Genomic DNA, 26,680 nt, shown 5'->3' with positions numbered 1-26,680 from the left:
CCCGTGGCCGGGTGGGCGGCCGTCCCCGACCCTCTGGCACGCCCGTCAGGACGAGACCGTCCCCGTCTTGTGGCAACGACGATGTGCTCCCGATAACGGCAGGTCAGCGCGTCGATCAAGGGATGATGGTCGCTGTTGAAGATCGACTAGCAACCATTTCGCCTTGATCGCCGAACGCCGCCGCGGCCGATTCGGCAACACCCTCGGGGTGCGGCTCATGTCCCGGCCACCGGGTCCGGCGGTTGTGCCCACCCGGCCACCCCACGCGCGAGAGGTTGGTGGCGATCCCGGCTGACGTCCGCGCGGGGTCCGGGTGCGGGCGCCGGGGCAGAACCGGCGAGCCGGGAACGCCGCGCCCAAGCAGCCGTCCCCGCCCCGCAGGACCGATCAGCCGCCAACCGTCGAGTTCGGACTTACTCATCCAGCGTGCGAGGGTGCCGTTTGCTCCACCTGGGGCGGCTCGCCGCCCAGTGTCCCGAACCGGAAGTCCGGTGCATAAATCGGCGGATCCAGGTTTCCGCTGGGTGCGCCGACGAGCCGGCCTCGTACCGAGGCGTACTCGGACGGTTCGTCGGTGCGGCTAGCGCCGCGCCCGGTACCGCACCTCCGCCAGCAGCCCCGCGCGGTGCGCGCTCGTCAACCAGAACAACGCGCCGGCGGCGAGCCCCACCACGCCCTGCGGGTACAGACCGCCCGCCGAGCTGAGCGCGAACAGCGCCCCCGCCGCACCGAGCACCATCACCGCGCCCCCCAACGCGAGCAGGGACCGCTCGTCCAACTGGGAGGACAGCATCATCACGGCGACGCCGATCATGGCCGCGGCCACCGGAACGGCGAGCTCACCCCACGACAGCCTCCCGAGCGCAACGACGGCGACCGCCACCAGCGCGGCCGTGACGCCCAGCAGCCGCAGGAACCGGCTGCGGCCACCTCGCCGTAGCGGCTCACCCGGCCCGTAGCGGCTGCGCAGGGCCATCACGAGCACGCCGGTGACGCCCAACCCGGCGGCCGAGACGACCGTGCCGAGGCCCGCGTCGAGCGCCGCCGCACCGATCGTCCACCACGCCGCGCCGACGATCGGCTCGAAGTAGGGCACACGCATGAACCCACGGTAGCGACGGCGCACCGCGAGGTTCAGGGCACCCGCCAGTGGGGTGTCCACGCAGCCTCACCGGCTCGCCGGGCGAAAGTGGACCGAACGGCACGATCGCTCGCACCTAGGAGCGGAAGGTCTCCTTGCGGCGGACGTGCAGCCGGTAGCCGACAGGCAGCACGGTCCCGGTGGTCGCGGCGACCGCGCGCTCCGCGACGGCCCGGGAGAACTCGATGCGCAGCACCGCCTCGAGCGTGTCCCGGTCCGCGAACCGCCACGTCGTCGGGATGCGGCGCATCGAGAAGCCTTGCCGTTCGAAGAACCCCTCGACCCGGTCCGACCGGTAGCGCGGGAGGTCGGCGCGCATCCAGTCGCCGTACGGCGGAACGGTGGCGTCGAGGTCGACGATCGCGATCGCTCCGCCCGGGCGCAGCACCCGCTGGGCCTCGACCAGCCCCGGCTCGCAGCCGGGCCCGAAGAAGTAGGCGGTGCGCGCGTGCACGACGTCCACGCTCCCGTCCGGCAACGGGAGCGCCGCCGCACCCGCCCGGTACACGGCGGCCCGGCCGCCCATCCGCTCGCGCGCACGCTCCACCAGGCCGGCGTGGGGCTCGACCCCGGTCACCGACGCGGCCCCGGCGGCGAACACCGGCAGGTGGAAACCGTCGCCGCACCCGACGTCCAGCACGTCGGCGCCCGCCCACGGCACGGCCTCGCGCAGCGCGGCCCAGATCGCGCCCTCGGCATCCTGCGCGCGGTTCTCGCGCTCGTAGACGTCGGGCCAGTTCCAGATGTTGGGGCTCGGGATCGCCGCGTCGGGCTCGACACCGACGAGGTGGCGGTACCCGCGGATCACGGGGCGACGATGCTGAGCAGCGCCCAGGCGACGACCGCGGTGGGCAGCAGGGAGTCCATCCGGTCCAGGAGGCCACCGTGGCCCGGCAGCAGGGCGCCCATGTCCTTGATGCCGAGATCGCGCTTGACCATCGACTCGATGAGGTCGCCGAGCGTGGCGCAGGTGACGAGCAGCGCCCCGGTGATCGCGCCCGCCCACCACTGCCCACCCAGCATCAGGTGCACGCACAGCGCACCCGCCACCATGCCGGCCAGCTGCGACCCGCCGAAGCCCTCCCACGACTTCTTGGGGCTGATCGTCGGGGCCATCGGGTGGCGGCCCAGCAGGACGCCCGACGCGTACCCGCCGACGTCGGAGGCCACCCCGCAGATCAGGAAGGTGAGCACGCGGGCGAGCCCGTCATCCGCCACGACCAGCAGGACCGCGAACGAGCAGAACAGCGGGACGTAGGCCGCCGTGAACACGCCCGCCGTGACGTCCCGGACGTAGTGCGCCGCGCCCGCACGCAACCGCCAGAGCAGCACCGCGAGCGCCGTGACCGCGAACGCCACCGCGAGCCCCTGCAGCCGGAACGGCCACGACAGCCAGACCATCGCCTGCCCACCCGCGAGCAGGATCGGCAGCGGCACCTCGATGTCGGCGCCCCGGCGCAGCGCACCGGCCAACTCCCACGTGGCCACCGCGGTGGCGACGGCCAGCACCCCGATGAAGAAATGCCGCTCCACGAGCAGCGACACCAGGATGACGACGCCCATGCCGACACCGACGGTGATGGCTGCGACCAGATCGCGTCCGGCCCGGGACGGCCGGCCGGCCGGAGGCACCATCGCCGTGGTGTGGGAGGAGGAGGCGGTCAACGTCAGACTTCGAGCAGCTCGGTTTCCTTGTGCTTGACCAGTTCGTCGACCTGGTGCACGTACCGGTCCGTGGTGCCCTGCAGCTCCTTCTCCGCGCGGCCGACCTCGTCCTCGCCCGCCTCGCCGTCGCGGACGATGCGGTGCAACTCGTCCATGGCCTTGCGGCGGACGCTGCGGATCGTGACGCGGGCGTCCTCACCCTTGCCGCGCGCCACCTTCACCATCTCCCGGCGCCGCTCCTCGGACAGCTGCGGGATGATCACGCGGATGATCTGCCCGTCATTGCCCGGGTTGAGCCCGAGGTCGGAGTTGCGGATGGCGGTCTCGATGGACTTGAGCTGGCCGGCGTCATAGGGCTTGATGACCGCCATGCGGGCCTCGGGCACGTTGATCGAGGCGAGCTGGTTGATCGGGGTCATCGAGCCGTAGTAGTCGACGAGCACCCGCGAGAACATGTTCGCGTTGGCGCGGCCGGTGCGGACCGAGGCGAGGTCGTCCTTCGCGACGGCGACGGCCTTCTCCATCTTCTCCTCGGCGTCGAAGAGCGTCTCGTCGATCACGGCGTATCCCTACTTTCCGCAAACTCCTGGGTGCTGACCAGGGTGCCGATCCTCTCACCCCGCACCGCTCGTGCGATGTTCCCCTCGACGAGCAGGTTGAACACGATGATCGGCATCTTGTTGTCCATGCAGAGGCTGAAAGCGGTGGCGTCGGCGACCTTCAACCCCTGCTCGAGCACCTCGCGATGGGTGATCTCGTCGTACAGCTTCGCGCCGGGGTCGAGCTTCGGATCGGCCGTGAACACCCCGTCGACGCCCTTCGCCATCAGGACGACCTCGGCCCCGATCTCCAGGGCGCGCTGCGCGCCCGCGGTGTCGGTGGAGAAGTAGGGCATGCCGACACCCGCGCCGAAGATCACGACCCGGCCCTTCTCGAGGTGCCGGATGGCGCGGCGCGGGATGTAGGCCTCCGCCACCTGGCCCATCGTGATGGCCGTCTGGACCCGCGTCTCCACGTGGTTCTCGCGCTCCAGGAAATCCTGCAGCGCGAGGCAGTTCATGACAGTGCCGAGCATGCCCATGTAGTCGGCCCGCGCGCGGTCCATGCCACGCTGCTGCAACTCCTCGCCGCGGAAGAAGTTGCCGCCGCCGATCACCACCGCCACCTGCGCGCCGGTGGAGACGACCTCGGCGATCTGGTGTGCGACGGTCTCGACCACTCCCGGGTCGACCCCGACGGCCCCGCCGCCGAACATCTCGCCGCCCAGCTTGAGCAGCACACGGCGATATCCGGGGCTGGATCCGTCGGAGCCGATCCGTGGAGTGGTCATCGCGTCGTCTCGTCCGCCGGCCGGCTCAGGCCTGGCCGACCTCGAAGCGGGCGAACTCGCGGACGGTGACACCTGCCTCGTCGAGGAGGGCCTTCACCGTCTTCTTCGGCTCGTGGACCGACGGCTGCTCCAGCAGCACGACGTCCTTGTAGAAGCCGTTGATCCGGCCCTCGACGATGCGGGGCAGCACCTGCTCGGGCTTGCCCTCCTCGCGGGCGGTGGCCTCCGCGATGCGGCGCTCGTTCTCCAGCACGTCACCCGGGACCTGGTCGCGGGTGGTGTACTGCGGCCGAGCCGCGGCGATGTGCATGGCCACGCTCTTGGCGGCCTCGTCGCTCGCACCCTCGTACCCCACCAACGCACCGATGGCCGGCGGCAGGTCCGACGCCCGGCGGTGCAGGTACAGCGCCACCGGCCCGTCGACGTGGATGTAGCGCTTGAGCTCGAGCTTCTCGCCGATGCGGACCGAGAGCGCCTGCACGGCCTCCTCGACGGTGGCACCGTCGAGCGAGGCCTTCTTCAGCGCGTCCAGGTCGGCGGGCGCCTGGTCCACCGCGATCCGGAGGATCTTGGCGGCGAGCGCCTGGAAGTCGTCGCTCTTGGCGACGAAGTCGGTCTCGCTGTTCAGCTCGATCATGGTGCCGCCCTCGGCCGCGACCAGCCCGTTGGCCGTCTCCCGGCCCGCGCGCTTGCCCACGTCCTTGGCGCCCTTGATGCGCAGCAGCTCGACCGCCTTGTCGAACTCGCCCTCGGACTCCTCGAGCGCCTTCTTGCAGTCCATCATCCCGGAACCGGTCAGGTCCCGGAGCTTCTTGACGTCGGCGGCGGTGTAGTTCGCCATGGTGCCTGCTTCGTCCGTTCTTTTCGGGAGGTGTGCGGGGCGTCAGCCCGCGGTCTGCTGGGTGCCGTTGCTGGTGGTCGCCGGCGCGGGCTCGGCGGCCGGGTTCGGCGCCTCCGCAGCCTGGACCGCGGCGGTGAGGCTGGCACCGTCGGACCCGGCACCCTCGGCGAGCAGGTTCTGCTCCCACTCCGCCAGCGGCTCGTCGGTGCCGACGCCGGCCTCCGGCTTCTCCTCGCCCTCGGATCCGCGCGACCGCTGCGAGCGCTGCATCAGGCCGTCGGCCGCGGCGCGGGCGATCACCTTTGTGAGCAGCGCGGCGGACCGGATCGCGTCGTCGTTGCCCGGGATCGGGAAGTCGACCTCGTCGGGGTCGCAGTTGGTGTCCAGGATGGAGACCACCGGGATGCCCAGCTTGCGGGCCTCACCGACGGCGATGTGCTCCTTCTTGGTGTCCACCACCCAGACCGCGCTCGGCACCTTCGCCATGTCCCGGATGCCGCCGAGGGTCTTCTCGAGCTTGTCCTTCTCGCGGGTGAGCATGAGGATCTCCTTCTTGGTGCGACCCTCGAAGCCCCCCGTCTGCTCCATCGACTCCAGCTCCTTGAGGCGCTGCAGGCGCTTGTGCACGGTCTGGAAGTTGGTGAGCATGCCGCCCAGCCAGCGCTGGTTGACGTAGGGCATGTTGACCCGGCCCGCCTCGTCGGCGATGGCCTCCTGCGCCTGCTTCTTCGTGCCGACGAACATGACCGTGCCGCCGTGGGCGACGGTCTCGCGGACGAACTCGTAGGCCCGGTCGATGTACGACAGGGTCTGCTGCAGGTCGATGATGTAGATGCCGTTGCGCTCGGTGAGGATGTAGCGCTTCATCTTCGGGTTCCAGCGGCGGGTCTGGTGCCCGAAGTGCACACCGGAATCCAGCAACTGCTTCATGGTGACGACGGCCACGGCCGGTACTCACCCTCTCATCAGGCGCGACCGCCGAACGGCCACGCGTGCGGTTTCGCGGAGCGCCGGTCGGCGGCACCGCCCTGACGTGGCGCCGGTGGCCGGGCCCGGGAGGACCGGGACCGCCCGTCCACCGCTCCCGCTCGAGACGGGTGCGCGCACGCGCGAAGTCACCTCAACGCTGTCGAGATGCAGATCGAGTGTACGCCGCGGGCACGAGACGCCCGACGGTGCATCCCATGGTTGTCCACCTCGACCCCGAGCCATCCACCGAACCGGCCCGCACCACCCCCACCGCCCCGTCCGCCACCAGGCTGAGGCCATGGGCGGCACGAGGCGGCGTACGTGGGCGGGGTTCATGACCAGCGCCGTCGGTCGGGCGTTGCCGGGGCGACGACCATCCGGTCCCCGCGGCGCCGGGCGGGCACGCCGCGCGCTGGTCGCCACCGTCGGCGCGGCGGTGCTGCTCGGGGGGACGCTGCTCGCGGCGGTGCTCCCCGCGCCGGCGCCAACGCCCGTCACGCCCGCTGCCCGCGCCGACGCGTCGCGGCCCGATCGGCCGGCGCGATTCGCCCCACCGGACCCACCCGCGCCGCCCGGCGGGCCCGGGATCCCCGCCCCGGGGGCGAAGTACGCCTGGCCGCTCCCGCCGGTCCCCGCGATCGGTGCGCGCTTCCGGGCACCGCCCCATCCGTACGGGCGCGGCCACCGGGGTGTCGACCTCGTGGGCACCGCCGGCGGGCCGGTGCTCGCGGCCCGCGCCGGCACCGTCGTGTTCGCCGGGGCGGTCGCCGGCCGCGGCGTGGTGTCCGTCGACCACGACGACGGGCTGCGCACCACGTACGAACCGGTGCGCCCCACGGTCCGCGCGGGCGCCGTGGTCGGGGCAGGCGACGTGCTCGGGTTGCTGGAGCCCGGCCACCCCGGCTGCGCCGCGGCGGCCTGCCTGCACTGGGGGGTGCGGCGCGGGCCCCGGGAGTACCTGGACCCGCTCGTGCTCGTGCGCCCGCCCGAGGTGCGGCTGCTGCCCGTGCCGGACACCGGCCCGTGGCCCGCCGGCACCGGCACTGCCGCGGCCGGCTCAGCCCGTCGCGAGCTCCTCCAGCCGGCCCCGCAGGCGCCCCACCAGCCGGGTGTGCAGCTGGCACACCCGCGACTCGGTCACCCCGAGCACCCGCCCGATCTCGGCGAGCGTGCGGTTCTCCAGGTAGTAGAGGCGCACGACGTCACGGTCCCGCTCCTCGAGCTGCGCCACCGCGAACGCGAGCTGGCGGAGCGTCTCGGCCGACTGCACCACGGCCATCGGGTCGGGCGCGCGGTCGTCGGCCAGGACCTCCGACACCCCGCCGCTGTTCTCGTCCAGTGCCTCAACGCTGATCAGCTGCACCTGCCGCCCGAGCGCCCGCACCTCCCGCACCGGCAGGCCCAGCTCCTGGGCGAGCTCGCCATCGGTGGCGGCCCGCTGGAGCCGCCCTTCCAGCCGCTCCTGCGCGCGCTCCAGATCGCGGACGCGCCCGCGCACGGTCCGCGGCACCCAGTCCTGCGCGCGCAGCTCGTCGAGGATCGCACCGCGAATGCGCGACACGGCGTAGTTCTCGAACCGCGGGCTCCGCTCGGGGTCGAACCGCTCCACCGCGTCGATGAGCCCGAACACGCCGCACTGCACCAGGTCGGCCACATCGACGTAGGAGGGCAACGCGCTCCCGAGCCGGTGCGCCACCGCCCGCAGCAGCGGCGTGTAGTGCACGACGAGCCGGTCACGCAGCACTGGGGACGGCTGGGCCAGGTAGGCCGACCAGAGTTCCTCCACGGACGTCGCCGGGACCGCTACGGGCAGCACCGGGGCGCTGACCGTAGCCGGCGGTATCGTTCTGAGCTGCGCAGACGGGGCCGAGACGACGTCATGCCCTCGGATGCGCCTGCTCATGAACCACCTTCAGCCGCTCGACGGTCACCTGCGTGTAGAGCTGAGTGGTTGCTAGCTTAGCGTGACCGAGCAACTCCTGTACGTAACGAAGGTCCGCGCCGCCCTCCAACATGTGGGTCGCCGCGGCGTGCCGGAGGCCGTGCGGACCGATGTCCGGAGCGCCCGGAACGGCCGCGAGCGCCTGGTGGACGACGCGGCGGGCCACCCGCGGGTCGAGCCGGCCGCCCCGCGCGCCGAGCAGAAGGGCGGGCGGTGATCCCGGGCGTGTCAGGGCGGGTCGGCCGGCGGCGAGCCATCGTCGCAACGCGTCGGAGGCGGGCACCCCGTAGACGACGGTGCGTTCACGGTTGCCCTTGCCGATCACCCGCAGGGCGCGCCGGGCCGGGTCGACGGCATCGAGGTCGAGCGCGCACAGCTCCGCCACCCGCACCCCCGTGGCGTAGAGCAGTTCCAGGACGAGCAGGTCGCGCAGCGCGACGGGGTGCTCCTCCGCGGCGCCGCTGCCGGCGGCGTCGAGCACCGCGCCGGCCTGCCCGGCGGTGGGCACCGCGGGCAGGGCCCGCCGTGGCCGCGGCGACGCCAGCCGTGCCCCCGGGTCGACGGGCATGCTCCCGGTGCGATGTGCCCATGCGGTGAAGCTGCGCGCCGCGGCCGCGCGACGGGCGAGCGTGGCCCGCCCGAGCCCGGCCTCGTGTCCCGCCGCCAGCCAGCGGCGCAGCCGCGGCAGGTCGAGGCCGTCCAGGCCGTGCAGGCCGTCCAGCAGACCCGTCAGGTCACCGCGGTAGGCCCGCACGGTGTGGGCGGAGCGCCCCCGCTCCAGCGCGAGGTGCTGCAGGAACGCCTCCAATGCCGCTGCCGGGCCGGGAGCGAGCTCTGCCTGGGAGGACACCCATCGACGGTGCGCGCCGCGCCCCGCGCGGTCAAGCATCCCGTCAGCGTGTCCCGGCGCGGGTGGCCGCGCACATCGGCTGGGGTCCGCACACATGGTCGGGCAGGTGTGCGGTGCCGCCACGGTGTGTGCGGTGGCGATAGCCGCTAGGCCGGGTCCCGCCGGCGCCAGCGGCCCTCGCAGTGCTCCACCAGCCCGCGCCGCTCTAGGGCCATCAGTGCCGCCCGCACGGTGCCGATCGGTACGCCGGACTCCAGCGCGAGCCAGCGGGTGTCGCGGGCGGCCCGGGCCGGCATGGCGTCGTGGACGAGCGCCGCGGGCGGGTCGAGGCCGTCGGTGGGCCGTCCCGCCGCGGGGCCGGGCGGGCCGGCGAGGTGCTCGCCGATCGGCGCCACCGCCTCCAGCACCTCGTCGCTGCTGGTGACCAGCAGCGCGCCGTCGCGGACGAGGCGATGGCACCCCACCGACATCGCCGACGTGACCGGCCCGGGCACCGCCATCACCGGCATGCCCAGCGACAGGGCGTCCGACGCGGTGCGCTGTGCCCCGCTGCGCGGCCCCGCCTCGACGACGACGGTGCCGGTCGCCAGGCCCGCGATCAACCGGTTGCGCACCAGGAAGCGGTGCCGCGCCGGCACCCCGCCGGGCGGGTACTCGCTCACGACGAGCCCGCTCGCGGCGATCCGCTCCAGCAGCAGCTCGTGGGACGCGGGGTAGACGCGGTCGGCCCCGCACGCGAGCACCGCCACGGTGGGGCCCTCGACGCCGAGCGCCCCGCGGTGGGCGGCGCCGTCGATCCCGATGGCCGCACCGGAGACCACGGTGCACCCGCGGTCGGCGAGCCCGGACCCGAGCTCGGCGGCGACGTGAGCGCCGTAGCTCGTGGCCGCCCGGGCCCCGACCACGGCGACGGCGTGCCCGCAGAGCTCGTCGAGCCGCCCCGGGCCGCGCACCCAGAGCGCCAGCGGAGGAGCGAGCTGCGCGACACCCGCCGCGTCGAACGCCGCGAACGCCTCGGCGGGCCACTCGGGGTGCTCCGGCGTGACCAGCCGGGCCCCGGCGGCGGCAGCGGCCTCGAGATCGGCGCCGGGCCGGTGCACCGCCCGTCGGACGCCCGTCTCGCCGGCCACGCGCTCGTCGACCCGCCCGTCGTGCACCCTGGCCGCCGCCTCGACCGGCCCGACCCGGGCCACCAGCTCGGCCAGCGCGGGCGCGGGCGGTTCGGCCACCCGGGACAGGTAGGCCCGGGCGAGCAGGACCTGCTCGTTCATGCCGCCCTCCGGTCGCGGAAGAAGAGGGCGGTCTCGATCAGGTCCTCGTCGGGCCGGTCGCGCCCGGCGAGGTCGGCCAGCGTCCAGGCGACGCGCAGGGCGCGGTCGGCTCCCCGCGCCGTGAGCTGGCCGGCCCGCAGCCCGGCATCGAGCGGGCGTACCGCGCTGCGCGGCAGCGCGAACCGCGTGCGCAGCACGGGCCCCGGGACGTCGGCGTTGGTGCGGTAGCCCAGGGCACCCCACCGCTCGGTGGCCGCGCCGCGAGCCGCCAGCACCCGCGCCCGCACCGTGGCGGTGTCCTCGGCGTGCCCGGTGGCGATGAGCGCGGTGACCGGGAACATGCGGGCGCGCAGATCGACGCGGTCGAGCAGCGGGCCCGACAGCCGACCCAGGTAGCGGCGGCGCACGAGTGACGGGCAGACGCAGTCGCGGTCGTGGGCGGGCGCGCAGGGGCAGGGGTTGGCGGCCAGCACGAGCTGGAACCGGGCCGGGTACTGCACCGTGCCGTCGGCCCGCGCGAGCCGGACCTCCCCCTCTTCGAGGGGGGTGCGCAGCGAGTCGAGCAGGCCGGCGCCCCACTCCGGCGCCTCGTCGAGGAACAGGACGCCGAGGTGCGCCAGCGACACCGCTCCCGGCCGCGCGATCCCGGAGCCACCGCCGAGGAGTGCCGCCATCGAGCTGGAGTGGTGTGGCGCGATGAACGGCGGCACCGAGCTCAGCACCCCGGCGGCGGGCAGCCGCCCGGCCACGGACCGGATGGCGGCGAGCGCGAGCGCCTCCTGCGACGCGAGCCGCGGGAGCAGACCTACGAACCGCCGCGCCAGCATCGTCTTGCCCGTGCCGGGCGGGCCGACCAGCAGGACGTGATGGCCGCCGGCGGCCGCGATCTCGACGGCCTGCCGCGCATCGTCCTGCCCCACGACGTCGGCGAGATCGGGCGGCTCCGGAGCCGCGTCCTCGACGACCTGCCCCGGCCGGAGCAGCTCGCCCCCGCCCCGGAGGAAGGCCAGCACGTCGGCCAGGCACGACGCGCCGTGGACCTCGAGGCCCTCGAGGAGGCCGGCCTCGGCGAGCACCGCCGCCGGCACCACCGCACGTCGCATGCCGGCATCGCGCGCGGCGATCAGGCAGGGCAGCACGCCGCGGACGGCCCGGAGCCTCCCGTCGAGGGCCAGCTCGCCCAGCAGGACGGTGCCGTCGAGCTCGGGCTGCGGCAGCACCTCGCCCGCCCCGAGCACCGCACAGGCCAGGGCCAGGTCGAAGCCGCTGCCGGTCTTGCGCAGGTTGGCGGGCGAGAGCGCGAGCACGATCTTCTGGTCGGTCCAGGTGTACCCCGAGTTGACGACGGCCGCGCGGACGCGGTCCTTCGACTCGTGCAGGGCCGCGTCGGGCAACCCGAGCAGGTGGAACTTGGGCAGGCCCTTGCCGAGGTCGGCCTCGATCTCCACGACGTGGCCGTCGACGCCGACGAGGGCCACCGCGTAGGCGCGTGCGATCGGCATCAGAACGCCGCCTCGTAGTGCTGGACGGTGACCGGCGCCCCCGGCTTCGCGACGATGGCGAGCACGTCGAACCGGACCGGGATCCAGCGGACCTGGTGGGCCTGCAGCCACGCGTTGGTGACCAGCCGGATGCGGGCCACCTTGCGCACGTCGACGGCCTCGGCCGGCTCGCCGTACCAGGTGCCCGAACGGGTCTTGACCTCGCAGACCACGAGCCGGTCGGAGTCGGTGGCAACCAGGTCGATCTCGCCGTGGCGGCACCGCCAGTTGCGCGAGAGGATCACCAGACCCCGCTGCTCGAGGTAGCGGGCCGCGAGATCCTCACCGCGGCGCCCGAGCACGTCCTTCGCTGCCATACCGTCAACGATCGGTGACGCGGGGGTGCGCGGACAGGCCGGCCGGAGATCTGTGGACAGCCGGGGTACGAGGTGGACAACCCAGCTGCCTGGGTCGGGCGGGGCCGTCGGTGCGAGCTGCTACCGCCCGGCGGAGGACCCTAGTGTCCCGAACCGGAAGTCCGGTGCATAAGTCGGCGGATCCAGGTTTCCGCTGGGTGCGCCGGCGGGCCGGCCTCGTACCGGGCGTACTCGGACGGTTCGCCGGTGCGGCCAGCGGGAAGCCGGGCCGTCGAGTTATGTGGTGGACTTTCGGTTCGGGACACCAGTGTGCCGTTCGCTCCACAGGAGCCGCGGGCTAGCCGAACTGGTTGCCCTCCGGCAACCGCAGGTCGGGCTTCTCGAGCTCCTCGACGTTGACGTCCTTGAACGTCAGGACCCGGACGTTCTTCACGAAGCGGGCCGGGCGGTACATGTCCCACACCCACGCGTCGGACATCCGGACCTCGAAGTAGATCTCCCCGTCGGCGTTGCGGGCCGCGACGTCGACCGAGTTGGCCAGGTAGAAGCGCCGCTCCGTCTCCACGACGTAGGAGAACTGGGCCACTATGTCCCGGTACTCCTTGTAGAGCGTGAGCTCCATCTCGGTCTCGTACTTCTCGAGATCCTCGGCGCTCACGGTGCTACCCCTCCTCTGGAACCGTCGGACGTCCCGACGGCCAGCGCCCCATTGTGGACCAGACCCTCCATGAGGTCCTCCCCCAGCCCCGACTCGATCGGGTCGTCGTCGGCAAGGTCCGCGTCGTCGTCGAGTACGACCACGGGTGGGCGCACGCCGTCACGGGCGGCGCGCACGTTCACGAACGAGTACCGGTGCACCCGGCTGGGCCCGTGGACGAGCATCGCCTCGTCGTGCACGGGGGTGCAGTAGCCCTTGTGCTCGGCGAAGCCGTACTGGGGGAAATCGGCGTCGAGCGCGACCATGAGCCGGTCCCGGGTGACCTTGGCCAGCACGGACGCCGCCGCCACGCAGGCCGCGACCTGGTCGCCCTTGGGCACGGCGAGCGCCGGGGTGCCGAACCCGCGCACGGCGAACCCGTCGGTGAGGACGTAGCCCGGCACGGTGGCGAGGCCGGCGACGGCGCGGCGCATCCCCTCGACGTTCGCCACGTGCACCCCGCGCCGGTCGACCTCCTCCGGCGGGATGACCACGACGGAGAGGTCCGCCGCCCGGCGCCGGATGAGCGTGTAGTACTCCTCGCGCGCCGCGGGCGTGAGGAGCTTCGAGTCGGTGAGGCCGTCCAGCCGTTTCGCGTCGCCGGGTCGCAGTACGCACGCGGCGACGACGAGCGGGCCCGCGCAGGCACCTCGCCCCGCCTCGTCGACTCCTGCGACGGGCCCCAGGCCGTGCCGGTGCAGCGTGCTCTGCAGCGTCCAGCTGCCGGCCGAGCGTCGGACGACGGCGCGGGCCGGACGCAGCTCGGGCGGCAGCACCACGCGCACCGGGCGGCGGCGCGCCCGCCGGTGGGGTACAGGTCGTGCGGCCATCGAGGAGCAGTCTGCGCCAACCGGTGAACGGCCGTGCGCTCAGGGTGGCAGTCCGGGGAGCACTAGCGCGGGATGAAGTCCGGGAAGCGCTGGTCACGGCGCCTGCGCCGGAGCAGGGCGACCGGCAGCGTGCCGAGCAGCCCGAGGGCGAGCGGTGCGCCCGCGGCCGCGTCGCCCATCCCGACGGCGGTGCTGTGGGGGTCCTGGGCGGCGACCCACCCGAACCGGTCGAACGGCAGCACGATCATCCGGGCCTGCCCGATCACGTTCTCGATGGGCACCGCGCCGTGGTCGGGCATCCGCGAGTCGGCCGAGTTGTTGCGGCTGTCCCCCATCATCCACAGGTGCCCGTCGGGCACGGTGACGGGACCGAACGACGCCTGCTTGGGTGGCCCGGCCTCGGGCAGGTAGAAGATGTACGGCTCGTTGAGGGACCTGCCGTCGACCATCACCTGGCCGCGCGAGTCGCAGCACTGCACGGTCTGGCCGCCGACGGCGATGACCCGTTTGACGAAGTCCTTCTCGTCGGGTGGGGCGAGGCCGATCAGCGAGCCGAACACCTGCAGCCCGCGGACCACGGGGTTGCTCGGCTCGTCGATCTCGATCTCGCTGCTCCAGCTGTCCGGCCCGCGGAACACGACGACGTCGCCGGGTGCGGGATCGCCGAACCGATAAGTGATCTTGTCGACGAGCACGCGGTCGTTGTTGCAGCCGGTGCAGCCGTGGAGGGTGGTCTCCATCGATCCGGAGGGGATGACGTAGACCTTCGCGAGGAACGTCTGGATCAGGAACGTGAGGACGAGCGCCACCACGATCAGGATCGGCAGTTCTTTCCAGAACGTGGGCCGCCTGCGCCGGCCGGGCCGCAGCTTGCGCCCGCTCGCCTCGACCTGCTCCTTGTACTCCGACGCCGGTCTGCCGTCGGGGGACGCGCCCGCGCGGCGGCGGTGACGACCCGGCACCTCCCCCTGAGCGGGGTCGGCGGGGGCGACCGCACCGTCGAGCACGATGGTGGGCTCGTCATCCGCCGGGTCGGGGCGCCGCGGCGGTGGCGGAGACGGGGCTCTCCGGTCCGGCGGCGGGACGCGTCCGGGGGGCGCCTGGCGGCGCGCGCCGTTGGGCGGAGCGCCCTGCTGGCGGCTGTGCCGGGGTGGCGGAAGATCGCGCTGCGAGCGCCGGCCGGGCGTGACGGACCCCGGTTCGCGCGGCACGAACGGCTCCGACGCGGAGAGCCGCGGTGGTGCGGCCCGCCGGTCATCGGGGAGCTCAGGGAGGGCCACGCCCACGAGGCTACGGCAACCGTGCCAGAACGGTCAGGACGCGGACGGGGTCTCGCGCTTCTCCTTGATCTTCGCGGCCTTGCCGCGCAGGTCACGGAGGTAGTAGAGCTTCGCGCGGCGGACGTCGCCGCGGGTGAAGACCTCGATCTTGTCGATGTTCGGGGAGTGCACCGGGAAGGTGCGCTCGACGCCGACACCGAAGGAGACCTTGCGGACGGTGAAGGTCTCCCGGGACCCGGAGCCCTGGCGCCGGATGACGACGCCCTGGAAGACCTGGACCCGGGACCGGCTGCCCTCGATGACCTTCACGTGCACCTTGAGCGTGTCGCCCGGCCGGAAGGCGGGGATGTCGGAGCGCAGCAGCTGTGCGTCCAGTGCGTCCAGGGTGTTCATCGCGAAGATCCGTCCTCGGTGCGTGATAGCGGTCGTGCGTGGGCGCCGTCCGATGTCGAGTCGTGAGGCGCCGGGCAGGCCCGTTGGGGGCTCGGGCAACCAGTCCATAGTGCCAGATGCGCGATCGCGCGGCGCAGTCACCCGTCCCGCAGGCTCGCGAGGAACGTCCGGTCGGCGTGGTCCAGCGCGTCGTCGGGGAGGGCGGCGAGCAGGTCGGGGCGCCGCTCGGCGGTACGTTCGAGCGCGCGGTCGCGCCGCCAGCGGGCGATGAGGGCGTGGTTGCCGCTGCGCAGCACCTCCGGGACGGCGAGGCCGCGCCAGACCTCCGGTCGCGTGTAGGCCGGGCCCTCCAGGAGCCCGTCGGAGAACGAGTCCTGCTGCGCCGACGCGGGGTTGCCGAGCACGCCGGGCAGCAGCCGGACCACCGCCTCCACCATCACCAGCACCGCGACCTCACCGCCGACCAGCACGTAGTCGCCGATGCTCACCTCGTCCACCGGCAGCTCGTGGCGCCGGGCGTCCTCGACGACGCGCTCGTCGATGCCCTCGTAGCGCCCGCAGACGAACACGAGCCGCTCCTCGTCGCTCCACGCCTGCGCCGTGGCCTGCGTGAACGGCCGCCCGGCCGGGGTGGGCACGACGATCCGGGACGGGCGCTCGTCGAGCGCGAGCACGGCGTCGAGCGCCTCTCCCCAGACCTGCGGGCGCATCACCATGCCCGGCCCTCCCCCGTACGGGGAGTCGTCGACGGCCTGGTGGACGTCGTGGGTCCAGCCGCGCAGGTCGTGCACGGCGAGGTCGAGGAGCCCCGCGCCGATCGCCCGCCCGAGCAGCGCCTCGCGCAGCGGGTCCAGATAGCCCGGGAAGATGGTGACGACGTCGATCCGCACGGCTGGATGCTCCCAGGCCGGGCCCGCCGTCAGCCGGCCGCCTTGCGGTTGCGCACCACCTGCTCCACGGTTGCCCGGGCCGGTTCCAGCCGTACCCCGCGCGCGGCCAGGATGTGGTGCGCGGCTCCGCCCTCGGTGTGGATCAGGCCGAGCAGGATGTGCTCGGCGCCGATGTGGTCGTGCCCCAGGTGGATCGCTTCGCGCAGCGAGAGCTCGAGCGCCTTCTTCGAGGGGCCCTCGAACGGGATGTGGCCGACGAGCCAACCGGACTTCCCGCCGAGGGCGGCCCGGGTGCGGTCGAGCGCGCCCGGCCCGAACGCCTCCTCGACCTGGCGGCGCACCTCGTCGAGGTCGATCCCGATGGTGGACAGCGCCTCGGCGTCGAGGGCCTGGGGCGAGCCGGCGTGGAGCCGCTCGACGTCGCGCAGCACCTCGGCCTCGTCGACGCCGAGCTCCTCCAGCACGGCGAGCGCGAGGTTGTCCCGCACGGTGTAGATCGCGGCGAGCATGTGCTCGGTGCGGATCTCGTCCGCCTGCCGCGTCCGCGCCTCCTCCTGCGCCTCGACGACGACCTGGCGGGCCTCGCCGGTGAACCGTTCGAACATGTCGTCCCCCTCAGAACCCGTACCGGCGGTACTTCTTGTGCACGGCCTGGCGGCTCACGTGCAGTGCGTCCGCGATCTGCTGCCAGGACCACCCCTGGGACCGCGCGTTCGAGACCTGCAGCTCCTCCAGCGACTCCAGCAGCCCCCGCAGGGACGTCACCGCTGCCAACCCGACGGCCGGGTCCCTGCTGGAGGCCGCCGCCGCGACCTTCGTGGCATCGCTCATGCCTGTCAACCTACGTTGACAGCGCGCCGAACGTCAACCTGAGTTGACAGAACTGCGCCGAACGGTCGTTGCCACGCCACCGGTTCCGGGGTGCACTGAACGCCCGCCCAGCACGGAGGACCGCCGTGCCCGCTCCGAGCAGCACCCGGCGCCGGGACCCGCCCGGCGTGGACCGCGCGCGCGTGGTCGTCCGCCTGCTCGGTGAGCCGTCGGCCACCGTCGACGGGCGACGGCGCCCGGAGCTCGTCGGGCCGCGCGTGCTGCGGCTGCTCGCGCGCGTGGCACTCGCGGGCGACGCCGGGGTCGCCCGCGACCGGCTCGCGTGCGAGCTGTGGCCCGACTCGAGCACCCCGCAGGCCCGCACCAACCTGCGCAAGCTGCTCCACGACCTGCGCAGGGCGCTCCCGTGCGACGTCCTCGACACCGGAGGGCGCGCGGTGCGGTGGAGCGGCGGGGCGTCGGTGTGGCTCGACGTCCGCGCGTTCACCGACGCCGTCGGCAGCGGCGACCCGGAGGGCGCGGTGCGCTGTTACGGCGGCGACCTGCTCCCCGCGTGCGAGGACGACTGGACGATCGCCGTGCGCGAGCGGCTGCGCCGCCTCGCCGTCGAGGTGCTCGCCGGGCTCGCGGCGAGCGCCGATGCCGAGCACCGCGACATCGCCGTCCTCCGGCATGCCCGGCGCCTGCTCGCGATCGACGCGCTGCACGAACCCGCGTGCCGGCTGCTGATGGACACGCTTGCCCGGGGCGGCGAGCGTGGCGAGGCACTGCGCGCCTACGACCGCCTCGCCGCGGGGCTGGCGCGCGACCTCGGGGTCACCCCCGAGCCCGCCACGACGGCGATCGCCGAACGGCTCCGCGGGCCGGGCCACGACGCCCACCGCGGACCCGTCCTCGTCGGGCGCGCGGCCGAGCTCCGCGCCGCCGACGCCGCGTGGCGGGACGCCGCAGGCGGGCGCGCCCGGCTGCTCCTCGTGACCGGCGAGGCGGGAATCGGGAAGTCCCGGCTCGTCGAGGAGCTGGCCCGCCGGGTCGCCGCCGACGGGCACGCCGTGGCCTACGGCCAGGCCTACGAGGCCGCGGGCCGCCCGCCGTGGGGCCCGGTGATCGACTGGCTGCGGTCCGACCCCGTGCAGGCGGGTCTCGACGCGCTCGGCGACGCACGGCTGACCGAGCTAGCGCGGCTGTTGCCCGAGCTCAGGACGGCGCACCCGCGGCTGCCGGAGGCCCCGCCCGCCGGCGACATCGGCCGGCGCCACCACCTCCTCGACGCCGTCCGCCGCGGGCTGCTCGCGAGCCGGCGGTCGCTGCTGCTCGTCGTCGACGACCTGCAGTGGTGCGACAGCGACACGCTCGAGCTCTGCGGCTACCTCGTCCAGAGCTCGCCGTCGGCCCCGGTGCTGATCGCGGGAACGGTGCGGGTCGAGGACGCCGCCGGGGCGCGGGCGTGGGCGATGCTGCGCGGGAGCCTCGCCCCGTGCGGCGCCGTCTCGACGATCGCCCTCGGGCCGCTCGACCCCGCCGCGACGGCGGAGATGGCGGCGCTCGTCGAGCGGCGGGCGCTGCCCCCGGACACGGCGGCCCGGCTCTGGCACGAGACCGAGGGGAACCCGCTGTTCGTCCTCGAGGCGCTGCGGGCCGGGTTCGGCGGCGGCCGGGCCGGGCGGATCGCCCTCACGCCGACCGTCCACGCCGTGATCACGGCACGCCTGGACGGCCTCTCCCCCGGAGCGCGCCGCCTCGCCGAGGTGGCCGCGACGGTCGGGCGCGAGTTCTCCACGGGCGTCCTCGCCACCGCGGCGGGCCGCTCCGAGGACGATCTCACCGCCGACCTGGACGAGCTCTGGGAACACCACGTCGTACGCGAGCGCGGCCCGGCGTACGACTTCACCCACGACCGGCTGCGCGAGGTGGCCCTCGAGCTGATCAGCCCGGCCCGGCGCCGCCGGCTGCACCGCCGGGTGGCCGAGGCCATCGAGGCGCACCACGCCGCCGATCTCGACCCGGTCAGCGCCCGCCTCGCCGTCCACTACGCCGAGGCGGGCCTCGAAGCACGCGCGCTGGAGGCGTACGAGCGGGCGGCGCGGCACGCCCACCGGGTGTTCGCCCTCGACGACTGCATCGCGCTGCTCGAACGCGCCCTGCGGATGCTCGACGAGTCACCGCGGGGCACGGCCCGCGACGAGGTGGAGCTGCGGCTGCGTTCCGCGCTCGGCGTGCCGCTGGTCGCCCGGCGCGGGTACGGCGCCCCGGAGGTCCTGCACTGCTACGAGCGGGCGCTCACCCTGTACCGCAAGCTCGGCAGGCGCCCCGGCCCGGCGGTGCTGCGCGGCCTCGCCATGCACGCCGTCGCCACCCTCCGGCTCGACCGGGCCGCGGGGTTGGGCCGGGAGCTGCTCGTCGCGGACCGGGCCGACCGCACCACCCGTACGGAAGGCGAGTACGTGCTCGGCGTCACCGCGTTCTGGCGGGGCGAGTTCGCCGCCGCGGAACGCCACCTCCGGGATGCCATCGGCCACTACCGCCTCGAGGACGCCCCCCTGCACGTCGCGCGCTACGCCCAGGACCCCCTCGGCGTGTGCCTGTCCCGGCTCGCGCTCACGCACCTCTTCCGCGGCCGTCCCGCGGACGCCGATGCGACGATGCGGGCGGCGCTCCGGGTGGCCGCGGAGCTCGACGACCCGATGACCACCGGCTACGTCCGGGGCTTCGACGCCATCCTCGCCGCCCTCGAGCCCGGCCTGCGCGACCTGCACGGCGCGGTCGACGCGCTGGACACGGTGACGCGCACGATGCACATCGGCTACTTCGCGATCGTGGCCAGGCTCCTGCGGGGTTGGCGCGACGTGCTCGACGGCGACCCGCGCGGCGTCGCGTCGATGGGAGGCGCCATCGAGCGGTTCCGCGCCGAGCAGCCGCTGCACCTGACCCTGGCGCTCTGCCTGCAGGCCCGCGCCCACCTGCTCGCCGGGGACGCCGCCGCCGCGCGGCCGGCGCTGGCCGAGGGCCTGGGCGTCACCGCGGACAGCGGCCAGCGCTACCTGCTACCCGAACTCCTCCGCGTCGACGCCGAGGTGAGCGCGCTCGCCGGTGATCGGGCGGGCGCCGCCCGCAGCGCCGGCCGGGCCGAAGAGGCGGCCGTGGCGCTCGACTCCTCGTGGCTGCGCCGACGCGCCACCGCCACCCGCCTGAGCCTCTGATCGGGAACGCTCCGGGAACGCTCCTTCGGGCATGGTCTCCGCCTCCGCACGAGCACCAGGAGGGGAACCATGACCACGATCACTGAGCTGCGTGAGCAGGTGCGCGGACCCGTCGTCGAGCCGGGCGAGGGCGACTACGACGAGCTGCGCCGCGTCCACAACGGCATCCACGACCGCCGGCCCGCGCTCATCGTCCGGGCCACGTCGACGGCCGACGCCGTCGCCACCGTCAACTACGCGCGCGAGGCGGGCCTCGACCTCGCGGTCCGCGGCGGCGGCCACAGCGCCCCCGGGTTCGGGACGTGCGACGGCGGCGTCGTGCTCGACCTCGGACTGATCAACAACGTGTTCGTGGACCGCGTGAAGAAGACGGCCCGTACGGGAGCCGGTGCCACCTGGGGGGACTTCAACCACGCCACCCATGCCTACGGCCTCGCCACGACCGGCGGCATCATCTCGACCACCGGTGTGAGCGGCCTGACGCTGGGCGGTGGGGTCGGCTACCTCGTGCGCGGCTGCGGGCTGTCGTGCGACAACCTGGTCGGCGCGGAGGTGGTCACCGCCGACGGCAACGTCGTCGTCGCCAGCGAGCACGAGAACGAGGACCTGCTCTGGGCCCTGCGCGGCGGCGGGGGGAACTTCGGCGTCGTCACCTCGCTCGAGCTCGCCCTGCACGACGTCGACACCATCTACGGCGGCCCCATGCTGTACGAGGTCGCGGACGCACCCGCGGTCATGCGGGCCTACGACGACTACATCCAGGAGGCCCCCGAGCAGCTCGGGGCGTTCTTCGGCTGGCAGATGGCCCCACCGCTCCCGTTCATCCCGCAGGACCGGCACGGGGACATGTTCTGCGTGCTGGTCACGTGCTGGAGCGGCCGTCCGGAGCAGGGCGAGCAGGCGATCAAGCCGTTCCGCGACGTCGCCGAGGTCAAGGCCGAGCACGTCGGCCCGATGCCCTACCCCGCCCTCAACTCCGCCTTCGACGGCCTGTTCTACAAGGGGATGCGGCAGTACTGGAAGGCCGACTTCGTGCGCGACCTGCCCGACGCGGCCATCGCGGCGCACGCCGAGCACGGGCCGCCGACGCCGAGCCTCACCTCGACGATGCACCTCTACTCGATCAACGGGGCGGCGGCGCGGGTCGGCCAGGACGAGACGGCGTTCGGCCACCGCGACGCGCGGTACGCGATGGTCATCGGCGCGTTCTACGACACGCCGGCCGAGGACGAGGGCGCCATCCGGTGGGCGCGGGACTACTACGACGCCGTCCACCCCTTCTCGGGGACGGAAGGCGGGTACATCAACATGCTGTCGGAGGACGAGGGCCGCGTGCCGCAGAACTACGGGCGCAACTACGAACGGCTGCGCCAGGTCAAGGCCACCTTCGACCCGGACAACCTGTTCCACCTCAACCAGAACATCACCCCGGCCGGCTGACCGGGCCGAGCGTCCCCTCGATCCCGTCCAGCAGCCAGTCGAGGATCCGTTCGAAGGACTGCGGCGCGGGATCGTGGCGGGCGGGGTCGTTCGCCCACCGGACGAAGTGCGGGTAGCGACCTTCCTCGGTGATCCGCTGCAGGTAGGGCCGGGCTGCGTCGGCGAGGTCCTCGTCGGTCGGCAGCCCGGCCCGCTCGCGCATCGCCCGCTCCTCGAGCAGCGCCAGGCCGGAACCGAACACGTGCCCCAGCACGGTGTTGATCGCCCCCATCCGCTCCGCGGCACCGAGCTCGAACCCGTCGAGGGAGGCGAGGGCGGAGTCGTAGAGCGCGAGCGCGTGGGGCCCCAGCGGGGGCCTGCTGAACGCGAGCCGCGCGAACCACGGGTGGCGCTGCACCGCCTCCCATGCGGAGAGGCCGAGCCCGCGCAGGCTCGCGCGCCAGTCCCCCGCCGGCACCGTGACCTCGCCGTACACCTCGTCGACCATGAGGTCGGTCAGCCCGTCCTTGCTGCCGACGTACCGGTACAGCGACATCGGCGTGCTCGAGCCGACCCGCGCCGCGACGGCACGCATGGTCACCTCGCCGCGCGCGTCGGCGTCCGCGAGCGCCACCGCCGCGCCGACGATGCGTTCCCGGCTCAGCTGCTCGCCCCGCGGCGGGGCGGGATCGTCGAACCACACGAGGCTCATTGCCGCATCGTAATCTGCGATGTACAACGTACATGTGAATGTACGACGTACACATGTTCTCGTCGTCGGTGGCGGGCTCGTCGGGCTCACGGCCGCGCTGGTCCTGCGCCACCACGGCCTCGGCGTCACGCTCGTGGAGCGGCGCGCGGCCACCTCGCCGCAGCCCAAGGCCCGACGCCTCCACTTCCGGAGCATGGAGGTCTTCCGCGAGCTCGGGCTGGCCGCCACCGTGTACGAGGCCGCCCGCGACCTCGCCGACCACGACCGGATGGCCGTCGGCCGCACGCTCGCCGAGGCCGAGCAGCTGCCGCTCTGGCAGCCGGCGGGCATGGACGCGCCCGAGGTGAGCCCGGAGCTCCCCTGCCTCATCGCGCAGGACCTGCTGGAACCGGTGCTGCACGCCGCCGCGCAGGACGCGGGCGCCGACGTTCGGTTCGGGACCGCACTGACCGGATTCGAGCAGGACGCGGACGGCCTCGTGGCGGACCTGGACGGCCGGCCGCTGCGAGCGGCGTACGTCGTCGCGGCCGACGGGGCACGCAGCGGAACCCGGGAGCGGCTCGGCATCCGGCGCTCGGGCCGGGGAGCGCTCGGCGACCCGAGCGTGAACGTCTACTTCCGCGCGGACCTCGCCGACGTCGTGCGCGGCCGCGAGTTCAACCTCTGCCAGATCGAGCACCCGGACGCACCCGGCGCCCTCGCGTCCGTCGACGGGCGGTTCCGCTGGGTCTACATGACCGGGGGCGGGCACACCGACCGCGACTGGCCGACGGTGCTGCGCACCGCACTCGGCGTACCGGCCACCGACCTGGAGGTGCTGAGCGTTCTCCCCTGGCAGGCCGAGACGCTCGTCGCGGACCGGTACTCCATGGGCCGGGTGCACCTCGCCGGCGACGCGGCCCACGTGATGCCGCCGTTCGCCGCGATGGGGGCCAACACCGGGATCTCCGACGCCCACGAGCTCGGCTGGAAGCTCGCCGCCGTGCTCCGGGGCGAGGCGTCGCCCGCGCTCCTCGACAGCTACGACGCCGAGCGGCGGCCGGCCGGCCGGTTCGCGGCCGAGCAGTCCGCCCGCCGCACGCTCGACCTGCGCGGGCGGACAACGCCCGATCCCGATCTCGCACACCCGTTCGTGCTGGCGGCGGGCGGGTTCCAGTACCCGGCCGGGGCGCTGTGCCCGGCGGACGGCCAGGACCCCGAGCCGGTCGACCGGTTCGCACCCGCCGGTCGGGTCGGGACCCGCGTGCCGCACCGGTGGCTCGACGCCCCGCGCACGCGCTCGACCCTGCACCTGGGCGGCCCCGGCTGGGCGCTGCTCGTCGCGGGGGACCCGCGGCCCTGGACCACGGCCGGGGTGCCGGCGCACCGGCTCGACGCCGACTTCCTGCCCGCCGGCACCGCCCTGCTGCTGCGCCCCGACGACATCGTGGCCTGGCGCGGTACGGACGTCACGGCGCCGGCACGGGTGCTCCAGCAGCTCCTGCACCCCGCCTGAGGTCCGGTTGGAGCGGCGGTACGAACGGCCCTTTCGCCTGATAGGTGCGTACGAGAGTGCCTTTCGTGCAAGCGAAGCACTCCCTGGAGTGGCGGGGCCCGGTCTCGTGCGGATCGGCGCCTGGTGATCGATCCGAGATGCCCGGAACCGCCCCCACGAGGACGCACACCGCGGTCTCGCAACGATCAAGGTCGCATGATCGGTCCGAACTGCGGTGGATCGCCCTGCCCGGGGCGACGAGCGCGGTTTCGCAACGATCATGCCCGGCCGCGCCATCGTCTGCGTGTAGACCCGACCTAGTCGAGCAGGCCTTCGGGTGGGGTGAGGACCAGGCGCCCGGCGGCCAGGTCGACGGTCGGCACGATGGCCAGCACGAACGGGACGAGCGCGTCGGAGCGCGCCGGCCGGGCCAGCACGAGCATGTCGCCACCCGGACCGTGCAGGACCTCGCGGACGGAGCCGACGACCGTGCCGTCCGCCAGCTCGGCGCGCAGGCCCTCGAGCTGGTGGACGTGGAACGCCTCGTCGTCGGACGAGGGCGCGATGGCGTCGGCCGGGACGAGGAGCCGGGTGCCGCGGAGCGCCTCGGCGGCGTCGCGGTCCGCCGCCTCGACGAACCGCACGAGGAGTCGGCCGGAGTGCGGACGCGCCGACTCCACCGTCAGGGTGCCGGCCTGGCCGCCCGGCCGCTGCGCGACGAGCGCGACCCCGGGCGCGAACCGCTCGTCGGGCGCATCGGTGTGCACCTCGACGACGAGCTCGCCGCGCAGGCCGTGGGCCCGCACGACGATCCCGACGAGGTACTCGGTGCTAGCGATCGGTGTCGACGACATCCACCCGCACGCCCCGGCCGCCGACGCCGCCGACGACCGTGCGCAGCGCCGTGGCGGTCCGGCCACCGCGGCCGATCACCTTGCCGAGGTCCTCGGGATGCACCCGGACCTCGAGGGTGCGGCCACGGCGGGTGGTGACGAGCTCCACCTGCACGTCGTCCGGGTGGTCGACGATGCCCCGGACGAGGTGGTCGAGAGCGTCCGCCAGGACGCTCACGAGTCCTCCTCGCTGGCGCTCGTCGGCCTCGATCGCGGTGCCGCTGTGCTCATTGGTGACCTCGCAAGCTCGGTCACGCGTTCTCGGAGGCCTCGGAGGAGGCCGCCGGGGCGTTCTCCGCCGCCTCACCCTTCGCGCGGCGATCGCCCTTCTTCCTGGGCGTGGTGGCCTCGGTGGTGGGCTCCTCGCCGGCGGCGGCGAGCGCGGCCTGGAAGCGGGCCTGCTTGTCGACCTTCTCCGGCTGCGCCTTCAGGGTGCCCTCGGTGCCGGGCAGACCCTTGAACTTCTGCCAGTCGCCGGTGATCTCGAGCAGGTGCTGCACCGGCTCGGTGGGCTGCGCACCGACACCCAACCAGTACTGGGTCCGGTCCGAGTCGATCTCGATCAGGCTCGGCTCGTTCTTCGGGTGGTACTTGCCGATGGTCTCGATGGCCCGGCCGCTGCGGCGGGTGCGGGCGTCGGCGACGACGACTCGGTAGTACGGCTGGCGGATCTTGCCCAGCCTCATCAGCTTGATCTTGACGGCCACGCTGGTCGGTGCTCCTCGCGGATCTGTGGTTCGGGTGAGTCCGCGCGGCTCGCGTGGGGGTACGGGCTGCGCATTCCTCGGCGTCTGGTGCGCCCGCGGCACGGTTAGAGGGCCAGCCGCGGGGCCGATCGGCCATTCTGCCAGATGCGTGCTCGCGGCGGGGCGTCAGGCCATCGGTACCACGCCGAGGAGTCCGAGCACGAGCGCGATCCCCGGCAGCAGGTTGTTGATCTGGTGGGCCACGATGCTCGCGAGCAGCCTGCCGGTGTACAGGCGTGCGATGGCGATGGGGATCGCCACCACGAGCAGCAGCGGAGTGCGCGTGAACTCGAAGTGCGCGATCGCGAAGAGCAGCGTGCTCACGCCGAACGCCACCCAGCGCCCCCCGATCCTCTCGAGCCCGCCCCAGAGCAGGCCCCGGTAGAGGATCTCCTCGCACATCGGTGCGATGAACACGACGATGACCAGCACCAACACCGCGAGCGCAGGGCCCGCCCGGATCCCGCCGAACACGTCACCCACGGCGGAGGACGCGTCGTCCCCGACGACGGCGACGTAGACCATCGACGCCGGGATGGTGAGCACCAGGCCGCCGAAACCGAACGCGAGACCCACGCCGAGGTCGCGCCACGACCAGACCAGACCGAGGTCGATCCGCGGCCCGTTGCCGCGCACCCAGGTGATCAGCAGGGCTGTGGCGGCCGCGAGCACCGTGGGCACGCCGAGTGCGACGGCGAGGGCGCCCGCGGTCGGCCCGGCTTCGCCCACCACGAGCGCGCCGACCAGCGCGGACGTGACCAGGAACACCGCCTCGGCGAGCAGGTAGGCGCCCAGACCCCAGCGGTGGGTGCGGGTCGGGGCCGGCGCACCCCACGAGGCGCCGCGGGGCGGGGTGCGGCCGATCGACGGGGCGGGGTAGGGCGCGCCCGGGTAAGCCCCGGCGGCCGGGTAGGGACCGGCGGGCGGGTACGGCCCCGGCGGGTACGGCTGCCCCGGCACGGGCGGCGGCATTGCCGCGTACCCCGCCGGCGGTGCGGCGTAGCCGGGTGGTCCGGCCGCGTACCCCGCCGGCGGTGCGGCGTAGCCGGGCGGCGGTGCGACGGACCCTGGCGGGTACGCCGCCCATCCGGGCGGTGGTGATCCGGGCAGTGGTGATCCGGGTGGCGGCGGCGGAGTCGTGGCCACCCCCGCCGGCTGTCCCGCAGGTGCCGTGGCGTACGGCGGAGCAGGCGGGGCGCCGCCCGCGACACCCACCGCGGGCATCTCCCACCCCGTGGGCCCGGGCGGCGGCGCCGTGCCCTGGGCCGGCGCCACGACCTCGGCCGGGCCGCCCACGGGCGCTTCCCGAGCGGGGACGCCGTTGCCGGCGCCGCCGTCGGTCTGATCCTGTCCCGCGGCGACCGCCTCGCCTTCGGAGCCCGATCCGGACTCCTCCGAGCCTGGTCGGTCGTCCCTCTGCACCCCTCCCACGCACCCGACGCTACCGG

Annotated in this window: 27 protein-coding genes and 1 pseudogene; 4 read left to right on the top strand and 24 right to left on the bottom strand. The window is 74.0% G+C overall.

Going from position 1 to position 26,680, the window contains the following annotated elements:
- Positions 1-580 precede the first annotated feature (580 nt).
- The 7 genes from ACU436_RS29760 to rpsB all read right to left on the bottom strand — a co-directional run bounded on the left by ACU436_RS29760 (position 581) and on the right by rpsB (position 5,922).
- A complete protein-coding gene (locus tag ACU436_RS29760; protein ID WP_459030299.1) occupies positions 581-1,102 on the bottom strand; it encodes a hypothetical protein in 522 nt (173 codons plus the stop codon).
- Positions 1,103-1,217: 115 nt separating this feature from the next.
- Positions 1,218-1,946: a class I SAM-dependent methyltransferase gene (locus tag ACU436_RS29755; protein WP_459030362.1), complete on the bottom strand. Its 729-nt coding sequence runs from the start codon at positions 1,944-1,946 to the stop codon at positions 1,218-1,220.
- Positions 1,946-2,776, bottom strand: coding sequence for a phosphatidate cytidylyltransferase (locus ACU436_RS29750; RefSeq protein WP_459030298.1), 831 nt, complete (start codon positions 2,774-2,776; stop codon positions 1,946-1,948). The genes ACU436_RS29755 and ACU436_RS29750 overlap by 1 nt, the downstream gene beginning before the upstream one ends.
- A 32-nt stretch (positions 2,777-2,808) precedes the next feature.
- A complete protein-coding gene (frr, locus tag ACU436_RS29745) occupies positions 2,809-3,366 on the bottom strand; it encodes a ribosome recycling factor (RefSeq protein WP_459030297.1) in 558 nt (185 codons plus the stop codon).
- A complete protein-coding gene (gene pyrH / locus ACU436_RS29740; protein WP_459030296.1) occupies positions 3,363-4,136 on the bottom strand; it encodes a UMP kinase in 774 nt (257 codons plus the stop codon). The genes frr and pyrH overlap by 4 nt, the downstream gene beginning before the upstream one ends.
- Positions 4,137-4,161: 25 nt before the next feature.
- Positions 4,162-4,977, bottom strand: a complete 816-nt coding sequence (tsf, locus tag ACU436_RS29735; protein WP_459030295.1) for a translation elongation factor Ts — start codon at positions 4,975-4,977, stop codon at positions 4,162-4,164.
- Between the two features lie 42 nt (positions 4,978-5,019).
- Entirely contained in the window at positions 5,020-5,922 is a 903-nt protein-coding gene (gene rpsB / locus ACU436_RS29730; protein ID WP_459030294.1) for a 30S ribosomal protein S2, read from the bottom strand.
- Here rpsB and ACU436_RS29725 point away from each other — a divergent pair.
- Positions 5,906-6,880: pseudogene (locus ACU436_RS29725) on the top strand (M23 family metallopeptidase); the annotation flags it as partial. The gene rpsB and the pseudogene ACU436_RS29725 overlap by 17 nt on opposite strands.
- 123 nt (positions 6,881-7,003) lie before the next feature.
- On the opposite strand, the gene ACU436_RS29720 reads toward ACU436_RS29725, so the two are convergent.
- From ACU436_RS29720 to ACU436_RS29665, 12 genes are all read right to left on the bottom strand, one after another.
- Positions 7,004-7,762 (bottom strand): FliA/WhiG family RNA polymerase sigma factor, encoded by a 759-nt coding sequence (locus ACU436_RS29720; protein WP_459030293.1) that lies wholly within the window; start codon positions 7,760-7,762, stop codon positions 7,004-7,006.
- Between the two features lie 61 nt (positions 7,763-7,823).
- Positions 7,824-8,777: a tyrosine-type recombinase/integrase gene (locus ACU436_RS29715; protein ID WP_459030292.1), complete on the bottom strand. Its 954-nt coding sequence runs from the start codon at positions 8,775-8,777 to the stop codon at positions 7,824-7,826.
- A 107-nt stretch (positions 8,778-8,884) separates the two neighbouring features.
- A complete protein-coding gene (dprA, locus tag ACU436_RS29710; RefSeq protein WP_459030291.1) occupies positions 8,885-10,009 on the bottom strand; it encodes a DNA-processing protein DprA in 1,125 nt (374 codons plus the stop codon).
- A complete protein-coding gene (locus ACU436_RS29705; RefSeq protein ID WP_459030290.1) occupies positions 10,006-11,511 on the bottom strand; it encodes a YifB family Mg chelatase-like AAA ATPase in 1,506 nt (501 codons plus the stop codon). The genes dprA and ACU436_RS29705 overlap by 4 nt, the downstream gene beginning before the upstream one ends.
- Positions 11,511-11,867, bottom strand: a complete 357-nt coding sequence (locus ACU436_RS29700; RefSeq protein ID WP_459030289.1) for a YraN family protein — start codon at positions 11,865-11,867, stop codon at positions 11,511-11,513. The genes ACU436_RS29705 and ACU436_RS29700 overlap by 1 nt, the downstream gene beginning before the upstream one ends.
- A gap of 337 nt (positions 11,868-12,204) precedes the next feature.
- Positions 12,205-12,525, bottom strand: a complete 321-nt coding sequence (locus tag ACU436_RS29695; protein WP_459030287.1) for a DUF2469 domain-containing protein — start codon at positions 12,523-12,525, stop codon at positions 12,205-12,207.
- A complete protein-coding gene (locus ACU436_RS29690; protein WP_459030286.1) occupies positions 12,522-13,394 on the bottom strand; it encodes a ribonuclease HII in 873 nt (290 codons plus the stop codon). Before ACU436_RS29690 ends, ACU436_RS29695 begins: the two co-directional genes overlap by 4 nt.
- A 62-nt stretch (positions 13,395-13,456) precedes the next feature.
- Complete coding sequence (lepB, locus tag ACU436_RS29685) at positions 13,457-14,356, bottom strand: signal peptidase I (RefSeq protein ID WP_459030361.1); 900 nt, start codon at positions 14,354-14,356, stop codon at positions 13,457-13,459.
- Between the two features lie 351 nt (positions 14,357-14,707).
- On the bottom strand, positions 14,708-15,067 hold the full coding sequence (rplS, locus tag ACU436_RS29680) for a 50S ribosomal protein L19 (protein WP_459030284.1): 360 nt from the start codon (positions 15,065-15,067) through the stop codon (positions 14,708-14,710).
- Between the two features lie 137 nt (positions 15,068-15,204).
- A complete protein-coding gene (trmD, locus tag ACU436_RS29675; RefSeq protein WP_459030282.1) occupies positions 15,205-15,957 on the bottom strand; it encodes a tRNA (guanosine(37)-N1)-methyltransferase TrmD in 753 nt (250 codons plus the stop codon).
- Positions 15,958-15,986: 29 nt separating this feature from the next.
- Complete coding sequence (locus ACU436_RS29670; RefSeq protein WP_459030281.1) at positions 15,987-16,562, bottom strand: Clp protease N-terminal domain-containing protein; 576 nt, start codon at positions 16,560-16,562, stop codon at positions 15,987-15,989.
- Between the two features lie 10 nt (positions 16,563-16,572).
- Positions 16,573-16,788, bottom strand: a complete 216-nt coding sequence (locus tag ACU436_RS29665; RefSeq protein ID WP_459030280.1) for an AsnC family protein — start codon at positions 16,786-16,788, stop codon at positions 16,573-16,575.
- Positions 16,789-16,913: 125 nt separating this feature from the next.
- On the opposite strand from ACU436_RS29665, the gene ACU436_RS29660 reads away from it, so the two are divergent.
- Both ACU436_RS29660 and ACU436_RS29655 read left to right on the top strand, forming a co-directional pair.
- Positions 16,914-19,988 (top strand): ATP-binding protein, encoded by a 3,075-nt coding sequence (locus tag ACU436_RS29660; RefSeq protein ID WP_459030278.1) that lies wholly within the window; start codon positions 16,914-16,916, stop codon positions 19,986-19,988.
- A 69-nt stretch (positions 19,989-20,057) separates the two neighbouring features.
- Positions 20,058-21,428, top strand: coding sequence for an FAD-binding oxidoreductase (locus ACU436_RS29655; protein WP_459030277.1), 1,371 nt, complete (start codon positions 20,058-20,060; stop codon positions 21,426-21,428).
- Here the strand turns inward: ACU436_RS29655 and ACU436_RS29650 are convergent.
- On the bottom strand, positions 21,412-22,119 hold the full coding sequence (locus ACU436_RS29650) for a TetR/AcrR family transcriptional regulator C-terminal domain-containing protein (RefSeq protein WP_459030276.1): 708 nt from the start codon (positions 22,117-22,119) through the stop codon (positions 21,412-21,414). The two genes, ACU436_RS29655 and ACU436_RS29650, sit on opposite strands and share 17 nt — an antisense overlap.
- A gap of 19 nt (positions 22,120-22,138) precedes the next feature.
- On the opposite strand from ACU436_RS29650, the gene ACU436_RS29645 reads away from it, so the two are divergent.
- The gene (locus ACU436_RS29645; protein ID WP_459030275.1) at positions 22,139-23,614 is read left to right on the top strand and encodes an FAD-dependent monooxygenase; all 1,476 of its coding nucleotides are present in this window, start codon (positions 22,139-22,141) and stop codon (positions 23,612-23,614) included.
- 296 nt (positions 23,615-23,910) lie between these two features.
- On the opposite strand, the gene rimM is transcribed toward ACU436_RS29645, so the two are convergent.
- The 4 genes from rimM to ACU436_RS29625 form a co-directional block, all read right to left on the bottom strand.
- Positions 23,911-24,447, bottom strand: a complete 537-nt coding sequence (gene rimM / locus ACU436_RS29640; protein WP_459030273.1) for a ribosome maturation factor RimM — start codon at positions 24,445-24,447, stop codon at positions 23,911-23,913.
- Positions 24,425-24,664, bottom strand: coding sequence for an RNA-binding protein (locus tag ACU436_RS29635; RefSeq protein WP_459030272.1), 240 nt, complete (start codon positions 24,662-24,664; stop codon positions 24,425-24,427). Before ACU436_RS29635 ends, rimM begins: the two co-directional genes overlap by 23 nt.
- A gap of 73 nt (positions 24,665-24,737) precedes the next feature.
- A complete protein-coding gene (gene rpsP / locus ACU436_RS29630; RefSeq protein WP_459030271.1) occupies positions 24,738-25,193 on the bottom strand; it encodes a 30S ribosomal protein S16 in 456 nt (151 codons plus the stop codon).
- Positions 25,194-25,358: 165 nt separating this feature from the next.
- The gene (locus ACU436_RS29625) at positions 25,359-26,663 is read right to left on the bottom strand and encodes a CPBP family intramembrane glutamic endopeptidase (protein WP_459030270.1); all 1,305 of its coding nucleotides are present in this window, start codon (positions 26,661-26,663) and stop codon (positions 25,359-25,361) included.
- Positions 26,664-26,680: the final 17 nt, after the last annotated feature.

The organism is Pseudonocardia wallangbongensis, from assembly GCF_054486945.1.
Note: the sequence above shows the minus strand (reverse complement) of the source record. Positions and strands in the feature narration are given on the sequence as shown.